Source organism: Allobosea sp. P2_B12 (assembly GCF_056404835.1).
Window position 1 is genome coordinate 973,886 of the sequence record NZ_JBFUDG010000001.1, and the last position, 12,347, is coordinate 986,232.

Below are 12,347 nucleotides of genomic sequence, written 5' to 3' on the forward strand. Positions count from 1 at the left end.
GGCTCAGCCCTCGCTGGGCTCGTCCATGCCGCCGGCGGCGAGGAATTTCTCGAGCCAGTGGATGTTGTAGTCGCCGTTCAGGATGTCCTGGTTGCGGACGAGGGTCCGGAACAGCGGCAGGGTCGTATCGACGCCGTCGACGACGAATTCGTCGAGCGAGCGGCGCAGGCGCATCAGGCATTCGGCCCGGTTGCGGCCATGCACGATCAGCTTGCCGACGAGCGAATCGTAGTGCGGCGGGATCGTGTAACCCTGATAGGCGGCTGAATCGACGCGGACGCCGAGGCCGCCGGGCGTATGGAATGAGGCGATCTTGCCCGGCGAGGGGCGGAAGGTCGCGTGATGCTCGGCATTGACGCGGCATTCGATGGCGTGGCCCTCGATGACGACATCCTTCTGCTGGATCGAGAGCGGCGCGCCGGCCGCGATCCGGATCTGCTCGTTGACGAGGTCGATGCCGGTGATCATCTCGGTGACGGGATGCTCGACCTGGATGCGCGTGTTCATCTCGATGAAGTAGAACTCGCCCTCCTCGTAGAGGAACTCGATTGTGCCGGCGCCGCGATATTGCAGCTTGGACATCGCCTCGGCGCAGATCTTGCCGATCTTGTCGCGCTCGCCGGCGTTCAGCGCGGGTGAGGGGCCTTCCTCCCAGACCTTCTGATGGCGGCGCTGCAACGAACAGTCGCGCTCGCCGAGGTGGATGGCGTGGCCCCTGCCGTCGCCCAGGATCTGGATCTCGATATGGCGCGGCTTTTCGAGGTATTTCTCGATATAGACCGCGTCGTCGCCGAAATTGGCCTTGGCCTCGGTGCGGGCGGTGGAAAGCGCAACGGACATCTCGTCCTCGGTGCGCACGACCTTCATGCCCTTGCCGCCGCCGCCGGACGCCGCCTTGATGATGACGGGGAAGCCGATCTCCGCGGCGATCTGCAGGGCCTCGCCGTCATCGGTGACGCCGCCCTCGGAGCCCGGCACGCACGGGATGCCCAACGCCTTGGCGGTGCGCTTGGCCTCGATCTTGTCGCCCATGCTGCGGATGTGCTCGGCCTTGGGGCCGATGAAGGTGATGTTGTGGCGGTCGAGGATCTCGGCGAAGCGGGCGTTCTCGGAGAGGAAGCCGTAGCCGGGATGGACCGCATCCGCGCCGGTGATCTCGCATGCGGCGATCAAGGCGGGGATGTTGAGATAGCTCTCGCGGGCGCTCGGCGGGCCGATGCAGACGCTCTCGTCGGCGAGGCGCACATGCATGGCGTTGGCGTCGGCGGTGGAATGCACCGCGACGGTGGCGATGCCGAGTTCCTTCGCCGCGCGCAATACGCGTAGCGCGATCTCTCCACGGTTGGCGATCAGGATCTTGTCGAACATCTTCGGTTCGCCGCTCGTCGGTCCGGTCACTCGATCACCAGAAGCGGCTCGCCATATTCGACGGGCTGCCCATCCTCGACCATGATCGCGACGACCTTGCCGGCGCGCGGGGCAACGATGTCGTTGAAGGTCTTCATCGCCTCGACCAGCAGCACGCGGTCACCGACCTTCACGACCGAGCCGATCTCGACGAAGGGCTTGGCGTCCGGCGAGGGCCGGCGATAGGCGGTGCCGACCATTGGCGAGGGCACGGTGCCGGGATGAGCGGCAGCGGATTTGGCATCGACCGGCGCGGCGACGACCGGGGCTGGCGCGGCAGCGAGAGCCGGAGCAGCGGCGGGAACCTGGACAGTCGCTGTGATGGTGCGGGCGACGCGGACGCGCAGATCGCCCTTCTCCACCTCGATCTCGGTGAGATCGGTCTCGTTCAGGAGCTGCGCGAGTTCGCGCACCAGTTCAGGGTCGATCGGGCTCTTGGTCGCCATGGCGGGTTCACCGTCTTCGTGGTCTTGGGTGGGGCGCTGGATGCGCCCGCTGTGGATGAAATCCGCGGGTCAGGCCGCGGGTTTTGCCGCACGCTTCTGCAGAAGCGGCACGATCGCGTCGAAAGCAAGGTCGTAGCTGGCGACGCCGAAGCCGCAGATCACGCCGATGCAGACCGGCGCCATGTAGGAATGATGCCGGAATTCCTCGCGGGCATGGACGTTGGAGACATGGACCTCGATGGCCAGCGCCTCGGTGCCCTTGATTGCGTCGCGCAGCGCAACGGAGGTGTGGGTGTAGGCGCCGGCATTGATGATGACGCCGGCCCCGGCCAGACCCGCCTGCTGGATGAAGGTGACCAACTCGCCTTCGTAGTTCGTCTGCTTGAAAGAGAGCTCGACGCCGGCGGCGGTCGCCTTTGCCTGCAGCCGCTCCTCGACGCCGGCCAGCGTGACCGCGCCATAGGTCGCGGGCTCGCGGGTGCCGAGGAGATTCAGGTTGGGACCGTTGAGAACGTGGACGGCGACCATGGCGCGCGTTGATTCCAGCGCCGCGCGGGGCGGCAGACGCCGCCCTCATAGACGCTGCAGGCCGGCAGGGGAAGCCTGAGCGAGGGTTTGCCGTCATGCTCGGGCTCGACCCGAGCATCCGTTGCCGGAGATTCTCGGGTCAAGTCCGAGAATGACGCGGAGAACCTCAGCCGCTGCAGGTCGCCTTGCCGCATTTGCGAACGGAGTCGATCTTCTGCTTCAGGGCGGCCTGGCCGACCGCGCCGAAGACCACCTCGTCGCCGAGGATGAAGGCCGGCGTGCCGGTGAGGCCGAGCCGGTCGCCGAGCGCGACCGTGTCCTCGATCACGCCCTTGGTCTGGGCCGAGTCCATCTCCTTCTTCAGGCGCTCGATGTCGGCGCCCGATTCCTTCGCCACTTCGAGCGCCTTGGCGCCGTTGATCCGACCCTTGGTGGCCATCAGCTTGTTATGGAATTCGAAGTATTTCGCGCCGGTGAGCTGGGTCATGGCGGCGACCGCGACCCGGCTGGCCTCGACCGAATCGGGGCCGAGGATCGGGAAGTCCTTGATCACGACCTTGAGCTTGGGGTCTTCCTTGGCCAGCGCCCGGACATCCTCCAGCGCCTTTTTGCAGAAGCCGCAATTGTAATCCATGAATTCGACGATGGTGACGTCGCCCTGCGGGTTGCCGACGATGGCGGACGTCGCCGGATCGATCAGGCGGGCCTTCTCGGCGGTGACGGCGCTGCGCTGCGCCTCGGCCTGGGCGATCGTGTTGCGACGCTCGAGCTCGACCATCGCCTCCTGGATCAGCTCTGGATTCTGCAGCAGAGTTTCGCGAATCAGCGCGACCACGGCCTTGCGCTGCTCCGGCGTCAGGCCCGATGCCGGAGCCTGAGCCGACGCGGGAGCCATTGCTGCGGCGAAGCAGAGGCAGAGGGCCAGGCCCAGAGGGCGAAGCATGCTGCTCAGCCGGTGGGGCACGGTGGGGAGGGCCATGTCGTCATCCTTTCGGTTCCGGCCTCGCGACCGGAGGCGGCCTTTGCCGCAATAGCTCCATCAGCTTCTCGACCGTCATGGGGCGGTCGTCAATTCACAGCTTTGCCACTGGTTGCGGGCTGGTGAAGGGTCGGCTACGCCCGCCGGCAGATAAGCCCTGTCCGGACGAACCGATGCCAGACCTTGATCCGAAGCCCGGCCTCGCGCCGCAGGAGCACATGCTGCCGGCGGAGCGCGTCGCGCGCGTCCAGCCCTTCATCGTCATGGATGTGATGAACCAGGCCGCCGCGATCGAGCGCGCAGGCGGCAGCGTCGTCCATATGGAGGTCGGCCAGCCCTCGGCGCCGACGCCGGCGTCGATCCGCGGCGCCGCGGCTCGGGCGCTGGAACATGGCCGGATTGGATACACCCAGGCGCTGGGCACGGATTTGCTGCGGGCTCGCATCGCCAAGCATTATCAGGACGCTTACGGCGTCGATGTGGCGGCCGAGCGCGTGGTCGTCACGACCGGCTCGTCGGGCGGCTTCATCCTGGCCTTCCTGGCCTGTTTCCAGCCGGGCGCGCGCATCGCGATCACGGCGCCGGGCTATCCGGCCTATCGCAACATCCTGATCGCGCTGGGCTTCGAGCCTGTGGCGATCGAGGTCGGGCCGGAGACCCGCTTCGCGCTGACGCCGGAGCTGATCGCCCGCGCCCATCGCGAAAAGCCGCTGGCCGGAGTGCTGACGATGAGCCCGGCCAACCCGACCGGCGTGGTGATGGCGCCAGAGGCGATTGCGGCGGTCGCGGCCGAATGCCGCCGGCTCGGGCTCTGGTACATCTCCGACGAGATCTATCACGGGCTGACCTATGAGCAGCCGGCGACCACGGCGCTCTCGGCCGATCCCGATGCGATCGTCGTCAACTCGTTCTCCAAGTACTACTGCATGACCGGCTGGCGCGTGGGCTGGCTGATCGTGCCGCAGCGCCTGGTACGGACGATCGAGCGGCTGCAGCAGAACCTCTCGATCTCGGTGCCCTATCTCAGCCAGGTCGCCGGCGAGGCCGCCTTCGAGGCGACCGCGGAGTGCGAGGCGATCAAGGCCGGCTATGCGGAGAACCGCGCCTATCTGCTGAACGCGCTGCCGGAGATTGGTCTTGGCGACTTCCTGCCCGTCGACGGGGCGTTCTACATCTATTGCGACATTGGCCGTTATTCGAATGATTCCATGGCGTTCTGCCGGGATGTTCTGAATGAGGCGGGGGTCGCGATCACGCCGGGCCTCGACTTCGACGAGGGTCGAGGCGCGCGCACGGCGCGGCTCTCCTTCGCCGGCTCGCTGGGCGAATGCGAGGAGGCGGTGTCGCGCCTCGGTGGCTGGCTGAAGCGCCGCTGATGACGGGCGGGCGCCTCCGCACTTGCCAAGCGCGCTGTAGCGTCCGCATTGTCGGGCCGGATGGCCGAGACGCGCCGTTGACGGGGCGGAGAACGAGGGTGCAGCACGGTATTCGATGGTGGGTGCTGCCTGCGGCGCCGCGATGGCTCGCTGCCCTCGCTCTGGCCGCTCTCTGCTGGCTGTCTCCGATCCAGGCTTCGGCCCAGGTGGATGCGCCGGTCACGCTGACGCTGCGTGGCGATGAGACGTCCGAAACCGTCCGCAAACTGATCGATGCGCTCGCTGCCAGCGGTCGCAAGGTCGAGATCCGGCTGCTTGCCCCCGATGCGGCGATACCTCAACCTGCGGCGGCGGCCCCGGCGCCAGCGCCTGCATCCGTAACCGTCCCGGCCGATTCGCGGATCGAGGAGCTTTGGGACCACTTCGTCAACGGCTTCGACAGCGGCAATGCGGCCATTCCGCATGTCGTGGACCTGCCGGTGGATTGGTGGCGCAGTTGGGCCGCCAATCGCAACGGCGTGACGGGGCCTTCAGCGGGCTGGCGCATTCTGGCCGGCGTCGTGATCGCGCTGGCTGGCGCGCTTCTGTTCCGTTTCGCAACGGCAGGATGGTTCGCGCGGCGATTGAAGCCGTCCGGGTCCGAGTTCACCGCGCGGCTGATCGCCTCGGCCTATGGGCTGTTGCAGGATCTCGCCTGCATCGCGCTGGCGCTGGCGCTGGCGCGTCTGGCGCGGATGCTCTGGCTTCCCGAGGCCGACCTGGCCATGACCACCTTCCGGACGGCCGCCAATGGCGCCGCGATCGGCGCCGCCTACATCGCCGTCGGCCGCTTTCTGGTCGCGCCAGGCGCTCCGGAGCGGCGCATACTGCCGCTGCCGCGCGCGGAACGGCATTTCGCCATCCTGACGGCCTATGCGATCGCGACCCCGATCGTGGTGACGAGCGCGCTGCTGATCCAGGATATCGCCACCAGCCGCCACGCCTTCGCCGGGCTGGTCGCGATCACCAGCCTCGCGATCACGCTGTTCAAGGTCTGGTGGTTTTTTGACGCCCGTCACGACCTGACCGCTGTGGTGCTGCGCTATGAGCTTGTGCCCGGGCCTGGTCTGCGCCTGCTGGCGGCGATCACGCCGTGGTTCTACATCGCCAGCGCCGTCGCAATCTGGATGGTCGGCCGTGCCGCGCCGATGATGGCGGGCGGCGGGCGCTTTGTCGAAGCCGCCAGCCTGACCCAGATCATCATCGTGCTGGCGCCGGTCCTGGCCGTCGGCGTGACCAGCCTGATTGCTTGCCGCGAGGCGAAGCGGGCAGCCATCGCGCCGCCGCCCCCGATGCAACGGGCGGCGGGCGCGGCATTCCGGGCAGCGGCCGGCGGCCTGATCTGGGTCGGTGGCCTGTACGTGATGGCGCGGCTCTGGGCCGGCTTTCTGCTCGGCGTCAGCTCGACGCAGTTCGCAGAGTTCATCCGCCAGGCGGCGGGCCTTGCGGTCCTGGTCTTCCTCGGTTGGGTCGCGATCGTCTTCCTGCGTGCCTTCTTCGATGCCTATACGCCCCGCGGCGCGAGCGGCCCCGTCGATGAAGATGCTGCGGTCGAGGAGAGCGTGCCCTCCCGGCTGGCGACGGTCATGCCAGTGCTGCGTGGCGTCGTGCTCGGTGCTGTGTTCGGGCTGACCGGACTCGTGGTGCTGTCGAAGGTCGGCGTCGATATCGGCCCGCTGCTCGCCGGCTTCGGTATCCTGGGGCTAGCGATCTCCTTCGGCTCGCAGGCGCTTGTGCGCGACATCGTCTCCGGCTTCTTCTTCATGCTGGAGGATGCGTTTCGGGTCGGCGAATATGTCGATACCGGCCGGCTCAAGGGGACGGTCGAGAAGATCTCGCTGCGCTCGATGCAGATGCGCCACCAGAGCGGGCAGATCCACACCGTCCCCTTCGGCCAGATCCAGTCCCTGACCAATGCCAGCCGCGACTGGGCGACGATCAAGTTCAACGTCCGGCTGGATCATTCGGCCGATATCGAGCAGGCGCGCAAGACGATCAAGAAGATCGGGCTGGCGCTGCTGGAAGATCCGGAATTCGGCCCGCATTTCATCGCGCAGCTGAAGATGCAGGGTGTCGCCGACATCACCGACAGCGCCGTGGTCATTCGGCTGAAATTCACCGCCAAGCCGGCGCATTCCTCGACATTGCAGCGCGAGGCGCTGAAGCGCGTCTATCGCGGGCTGAACGAGGCAAAGGTTCCGTTTGCCTCGAACGCCGTGACGGTGCGCGGGGGTGAGGGCGGCTCGTCGGCGGGAGCAGCGGCCGCTATCTCGGCAGTGCCGCCACCGACCCCGCTTGCGCCTGCTGCGGGGTAGGCGAATTCACGTCAGGAACAGCATCCCGAAGCCGATCGCGGTAACGCACGCTCCAGCGAGCATCGCGAGACGCGTCGCCGACATCAGCGCGGTGACATCGAAGCTCCGGGCTGCCTTGTCGCGAGCGCCGGCCTGCGCTTCGTCGCGATATTGGCTCGCATAGAGGTCGGGCGTCATCTGCGGACCGACAGGTCGGCCGTTCTCCAGGTCGACGCGGACTGCGATGAACAGCGCCAGCAATCCGAGGATGCCGACGCCGAGCCAGCCGACGATCCCAAAGGCCAGCCACGCGAGCCCGGCCAAGCCGACCAGGCACAACCCCGCCAGGATTGGGCCTTCCAACTGGTGCGGTGGCGGCATGACCGTCCCTCACATGGAAAAGGCCGCTGCGGTGTCCCGCAGCGGCCTTTTGTTCGTCAGCCTCGGCCGGCCAGCTTGTTCCACCAGCCACCGCGCTTCGGGCGGTCCGGATCCGGCTCCGTCAGCACGACGGCAACCGGCTCCTCGATGACGCGCGGCGCCGGTGCGGGCGCCCGGACGGGTTCGGGCGCGGCGGTCTTCTCCAGCTCCGGGGCGAGAGCAGCAACCGCTTCGGGTGCGGCGGCGACTGGCTCGGCAGCCTCGCCGCCTTCTGTGATCGGAACGACCTTCTTGCGCGAACGGCTGCGCTTGGGCTTTTCGGCCTCGACCGGAGCGGCTTCTGCTTCCGGCGCCGGGGCTTCGGCGGTGACAGGTTCCACCACCGCCTCGGCAACGACGTCCACAGGCGCTTCGGCCTCGGCCGCTTCGGTCTTGGGCTTGCGGCCACCACGGCGGGCGCGCTTCGGCTTTTCGCCTGCGGCCGCATCCGGCTCCGCTGTAGCGACCGGTGCGGGCTCGGCGGCTGCCGCGATCACGGTGTCGCCAGCCTGCGAATCGTTCGCCTGCTCGTCGCCGTCCTCATCGCCCTCGTCGTCACCTTCGCCATCAGCCTCGTCGCTGCCGCCGTCGAGACGCACGCCATTGGCGTCACGCTCGCCGCCACGCCGCCGGCGGCGACGACGGCGACGCTTGCGTCCGCCTTCGCCACGGGCTTCGCCTTCGCCCTCGGGCCTGGCTTCGCGCGGACCGGCCTCGCGAGCGACAGCTTCGGTCGCCTCGACCTCGACGGGCTCGTTCTCGGCATCGAGCGCCTCGGCTTCGGCGGCTGCGTCGAGCGCGTCCTCGTCGATGTCGGAGACGATCGCCTCGGCCTTCATGCTGCTGGGAACGATGCGGCCCTCATTGCCGACGAACTCGCCTCGCTCGACCTCGAAGTAGCGGGTACCGAGCAGGGTGGCATCGACCGTGACGCTGATCGCGATGGCGAAACGCGCCTCGAGATCGGCGAGATGGGCGCGCTTTTGGTTGAGCACATACAGCGCGACCTCCGGACGGGTCCGGACGGTAAGGTTGTGCGAGGCGCTCTTGATCAGCGTCTCCTCTAGCGCGCGCAGGATCTGCAGCGCGACCGAGGAGGACGAGCGCATCATGCCGGCGCCGGCGCAATGCGGGCAGGGCACGGAGGAGCTTTCCAGCACGCCGGTGCGGATGCGCTGGCGTGACATCTCGAGCAGGCCGAAGGCCGAGATGCGGCCGACCTGGATGCGGGCGCGATCGTCCTTGAGGCAGTCCTTCAGCTTCTTCTCGACGGCGCGGTTGTTGCGGTTCTCCTCCATGTCGATGAAATCGATCACGATGAGGCCGGCAAGGTCGCGCAGGCGCAGCTGGCGGGAGATCTCCTCCGCCGCTTCGAGATTGGTCTTGAGGGCGGTGTCCTCGATATTGTGCTCGCGGGTCGAGCGCCCGGAGTTGATGTCGATCGCGACCAGCGCCTCGGTCTGGTTGATGACGAGGTAGCCACCCGACTTCAGCGTGACATTGTTGGAGAACATCGCGTCGAGCTGGCTCTCGACGCCGAAGCCGGCGAAGAGCGGGGTCTGCTCGCGATAGGCCTTCACGCTCTTGGCATGGCTCGGCATGAGCATGCGCATGAATTCCTTGGCCTCGCGATAGGCCTCGTCGCCGGCGACGTGAACCTCGTCGATATCCTTGTTGTAGAGGTCGCGGATTGAGCGCTTGACGAGGTTGCCCTCCTCATAGACCAGCGCCGGGGCGACCGAGGCCAGCGTCAGCTCGCGCACACTCTCCCACATCCGCATCAGATATTCGTAGTCGCGCTTGATCTCGACCTTGGTGCGCGAGGCGCCGGCCGTGCGCAGGATCAGGCCCATCCCCTCGGGAACCTCAAGCTCCTGGGCGATCTCCTTGAGGCGCTTGCGATCGTCCGTGTTGGTGATCTTGCGCGAGATGCCGCCGCCCTTGCCGGTGTTGGGCATCAGCACCGAATAGCGGCCGGCGAGCGAGAGATAGGTGGTGAGCGCTGCGCCCTTGTTGCCGCGCTCCTCCTTGACAACCTGGACCAGGATGATCTGGCGGCGCTTGATCACCTCCTGGATCTTGTACTGGCGGCGGTGATGGCGCTGCGGCCGCTCCGAGATGTCGTCGAGGGCGTCGCCGCCGCCGAGCTGCTCGGGCTCGTCATGCTCGCCGTCATCAGAACCGCCGTCCTCGCCGGCATCGTCATCTTCAGAAGGCTTGCGGGCTTCCGCATCCTCGGACTCGGAGGCTTCCGTGTCGGAGGCTTCCGTGTCGGAGGTTCCGGTTTCGTCGGTGTCCTGGCCACGCGTCTCGAAGGTCAGCGGCGCGGCGTTCTCGACGGCATCCTCGCTGGCCGATTCGGCGATGGCAGGAGCGAACTCCTGCCCGAAGGCGGGGGCGCCCTCATTGACCATCGCGGCTTCCTTGCCATCGGTCTCGACGCCGTCGGCCGAGAGTTCGGCGCTGACGGTCTCGTCGGAGACAGCCTTCTTGGCGCGGCCGTCACGATCGCCCCGGCGGCCACGGTCGCGGCGGCCGCCGCGCTTCTCGCGCTTCTCCTCGTCGCGCTCGTCCTCGCGGTCTGCACGGGCCTCGTCGGCGAGCAGCGCCTGACGGTCGGCGACCGGGATCTGGTAGTAGTCGGGGTGGATTTCGGAGAAGGCGAGGAAGCCGTGGCGGTTGCCGCCATACTCGACGAAGGCGGCCTGGAGCGAGGGCTCCACGCGCGTCACCTTGGCGAGATAGATATTGCCGCGAAGCGGCTTGCGGCTGGCAGCCTCGAAGTCAAATTCCTCGATACGCGATCCGCGCACCACCACGACCCGGGTCTCCTCCGGATGGGTGGCATCGATAAGCATCTTGTTGGCCATATGAATCTTCCATGGGCGCGGCCGCCAGTGGTACCCGCCGGGCTGCGGACAAAGATCCGCTGCCGCGGGCAGGGGCGCCGCGCATAGGCCGGCATGAGCCGGCATGTTGCAGGAGCAAAAGCCGGCGCGAGCCGGCGTCTGTGAGGGGGAAGTGTTCGATCGAGACAGAAAGGCGGCTCGGGAAGCCAGGTCGGGGCAAAAGCCCGACGCAGTCCCGCAGGTATTGACGATTCACCGATGATCTATGCGGCGTCGTATGCCCCGACATTTGTCCCGACCTGCGGCGCACCTGTCCGAAAAAGACGAAGCACGCCGCGTTTGCACGCTCGCAAGACGTTGGCCTGGTGCTGAAAAACGCGCGCGCCTGGCTCCGGCCGTCTGCGGACGATCCGTTGCGGTTGACCTGATGCCGCCGAACCCGGATGGGCCGGCCGGCCAAGACATGCCCCGGACGCCGACGGATCCTCGGATCCGGATGCGCACCATGGGCGGCCTTGCAAAGCAACCATCCCCATTACAGACAGGTGACAGTGATTTGCAAGTCACATCACGTCGGGATCGACCGGCCTCCGGCGCAGGCCGGTTCTCTGACCGGCCGGAGCATGGTAACCGATCGTTAGGACGTTGCGTCGCTATGGTTAAGACTTGGTGACGACAGATCGGGATGAGTGACCTGACGCCTCCTGCAAACCCCTTTCACGTCGGCCTGCGGCTCTCGCGAGCACAGAGGATGACGCATCTGGCGCTCTGCCTCTGGCTGGCGCTTGCGGGTGTGCCTTCGCTGGCTGGCGTGGCTTTGGCGCAAGGCAATGGCCGCGCCCAGAGCGAATTTCCGGTCGCGACTGACGCGAAGCTCGAACAATCCGGCGAGATCGTGCGGCTGACCATGGCCTTGTCGCGTCCCGTCGAGGTCAGCGCCTCGGTGCTGGCGGGCCCTGATCGCGTCATCATCGACATGCCTTCGATCAATTTCCAGGTTCAGCCGGGAGCGGTGCGCAAGAGCGCCGGCGTCGTCGGGGCCTACCGCTTCGGGCTGTTCACGGCCGACAAGGCGCGCATCATCATCGACCTGGCGCAGCCGGCCGTCGTGGTCCGAGCCGAATCGCGCCCGGTGCGCGGCGGCTTCGGCGAGTTGGTGATCGAACTGCGCCGCGCCACGCGGGCCGAATTCCAGGCGGCCATCGCCGCGTCATCAGGGCGCGATTTCCAGGCGCCGGCTGCCGTCCCCGTGCCTGCCAAACCAGCTGGCGAGACGCGCCAGACCATCGTCATCGACCCTGGCCATGGCGGCATCGACCCCGGCGCGGTGGTGGCGTCGATCGCCGAGAAGGCCGTCGTGCTCGCCTTCGGGGTGAAGCTGAAGGAGCGGCTCGAAGCGAGCGGGCGCTACCGCGTGCTGATGACGCGCGACGATGATCGTTTCGTGGCGCTGGCCGAGCGGGTCGGCATCGCAAGGGCTGCCGGCGCCGATCTGTTCATCTCGATCCATGCCGATTCGCTGACGCAGGCCCAGGAGGTGCGCGGCGCGACGATTTATACCGGCTCAGAGCGGGCTACCGATGCCGAGGCCGCCAGGCTCGCGACGAAGGAAAACCAGGCCGACGCGGCGGCGGGACTCGATGCCAGCGAGGATACGCAGGACGTCGCCGGCATCCTGATGGACCTCGCCAAGCGGGAGACGCGGACGTTCTCGGCCATCTTTGCGCGCAATCTCGTCGAGAAGCTCGGCGGCTCGGTGAAGATGCACAAAGTGCCGTTGCGCTCGGCTGGATTTCGCGTGCTGAGCGCGCCTGACGTACCCTCGGTACTGATCGAGCTCGGCTACATGTCGAGCCCGAAGGATGCCGAACTGCTGAATTCGGCGCCGTGGCGCGCCCAGGCGGTCGACGCCGTGGCGACCGCCGTCGAAGGATACTTCGTCAGCGCCCGCGCGCCTGTCGGAAAAGCGGCCGAAAACCGGCGCTGACGCCTGCGCCGGCGAGACGACG

Annotated in this window: 9 protein-coding genes; 3 read left to right on the forward strand and 6 right to left on the reverse strand. The window is 67.3% G+C overall.

Going from position 1 to position 12,347, the window contains the following annotated elements; translation table 11 throughout:
* Positions 1-3 precede the first annotated feature (3 nt).
* From accC to AC1DYU_RS04715, 4 genes are all read right to left on the reverse strand, one after another.
* The gene (accC, locus tag AC1DYU_RS04700) at positions 4-1,368 is read right to left on the reverse strand and encodes an acetyl-CoA carboxylase biotin carboxylase subunit (RefSeq protein ID WP_158486387.1); all 1,365 of its coding nucleotides are present in this window, start codon (positions 1,366-1,368) and stop codon (positions 4-6) included.
* Between the two features lie 26 nt (positions 1,369-1,394).
* Positions 1,395-1,853 (reverse strand): acetyl-CoA carboxylase biotin carboxyl carrier protein, encoded by a 459-nt coding sequence (gene accB / locus AC1DYU_RS04705; RefSeq protein WP_158486386.1) that lies wholly within the window; start codon positions 1,851-1,853, stop codon positions 1,395-1,397.
* A gap of 69 nt (positions 1,854-1,922) precedes the next feature.
* The gene (gene aroQ, locus AC1DYU_RS04710; RefSeq protein ID WP_476790612.1) at positions 1,923-2,381 is read right to left on the reverse strand and encodes a type II 3-dehydroquinate dehydratase; all 459 of its coding nucleotides are present in this window, start codon (positions 2,379-2,381) and stop codon (positions 1,923-1,925) included.
* 166 nt (positions 2,382-2,547) lie between these two features.
* Positions 2,548-3,360, reverse strand: coding sequence for a DsbA family protein (locus AC1DYU_RS04715; protein ID WP_476790613.1), 813 nt, complete (start codon positions 3,358-3,360; stop codon positions 2,548-2,550).
* A 173-nt stretch (positions 3,361-3,533) separates the two neighbouring features.
* Here AC1DYU_RS04715 and AC1DYU_RS04720 point away from each other — a divergent pair, with 173 nt between their 5' ends.
* Positions 3,534-4,736 (forward strand): pyridoxal phosphate-dependent aminotransferase, encoded by a 1,203-nt coding sequence (locus tag AC1DYU_RS04720; protein ID WP_476790614.1) that lies wholly within the window; start codon positions 3,534-3,536, stop codon positions 4,734-4,736.
* Between the two features lie 98 nt (positions 4,737-4,834).
* A complete protein-coding gene (locus tag AC1DYU_RS04725; protein WP_476790615.1) occupies positions 4,835-7,090 on the forward strand; it encodes a mechanosensitive ion channel family protein in 2,256 nt (751 codons plus the stop codon).
* 6 nt (positions 7,091-7,096) lie between these two features.
* On the opposite strand, the gene AC1DYU_RS04730 is transcribed toward AC1DYU_RS04725, so the two are convergent.
* Positions 7,097-7,450, reverse strand: a complete 354-nt coding sequence (locus AC1DYU_RS04730) for a hypothetical protein (RefSeq protein ID WP_476790616.1) — start codon at positions 7,448-7,450, stop codon at positions 7,097-7,099.
* Between the two features lie 56 nt (positions 7,451-7,506).
* Positions 7,507-10,359: a ribonuclease E/G gene (locus AC1DYU_RS04735; RefSeq protein ID WP_158486382.1), complete on the reverse strand. Its 2,853-nt coding sequence runs from the start codon at positions 10,357-10,359 to the stop codon at positions 7,507-7,509.
* Positions 10,360-11,023: 664 nt separating this feature from the next.
* Here AC1DYU_RS04735 and AC1DYU_RS04740 point away from each other — a divergent pair.
* Positions 11,024-12,325, forward strand: coding sequence for an N-acetylmuramoyl-L-alanine amidase (locus AC1DYU_RS04740; RefSeq protein WP_476790617.1), 1,302 nt, complete (start codon positions 11,024-11,026; stop codon positions 12,323-12,325).
* Positions 12,326-12,347: the final 22 nt, after the last annotated feature.

Bases quoted from the DNA above. Each gene is read 5' to 3' on its own strand.
- accC (WP_158486387.1), bottom strand. From the start codon at position 1,368: ATGTTCGACAAGATCCTGATCGCCAACCGTGGAGAGATCGCGCTACGC.
- accB (WP_158486386.1), bottom strand. From the start codon at position 1,853: ATGGCGACCAAGAGCCCGATCGACCCTGAACTGGTGCGCGAACTCGCG.
- aroQ (WP_476790612.1), bottom strand. From the start codon at position 2,381: ATGGTCGCCGTCCACGTTCTCAACGGTCCCAACCTGAATCTCCTCGGC.
- AC1DYU_RS04715 (WP_476790613.1), bottom strand. From the start codon at position 3,360: ATGGCCCTCCCCACCGTGCCCCACCGGCTGAGCAGCATGCTTCGCCCT.
- AC1DYU_RS04720 (WP_476790614.1), top strand. From the start codon at position 3,534: ATGCCAGACCTTGATCCGAAGCCCGGCCTCGCGCCGCAGGAGCACATG.
- AC1DYU_RS04730 (WP_476790616.1), bottom strand. From the start codon at position 7,450: ATGCCGCCACCGCACCAGTTGGAAGGCCCAATCCTGGCGGGGTTGTGC.
- AC1DYU_RS04735 (WP_158486382.1), bottom strand. From the start codon at position 10,359: ATGGCCAACAAGATGCTTATCGATGCCACCCATCCGGAGGAGACCCGG.
- AC1DYU_RS04740 (WP_476790617.1), top strand. From the start codon at position 11,024: ATGAGTGACCTGACGCCTCCTGCAAACCCCTTTCACGTCGGCCTGCGG.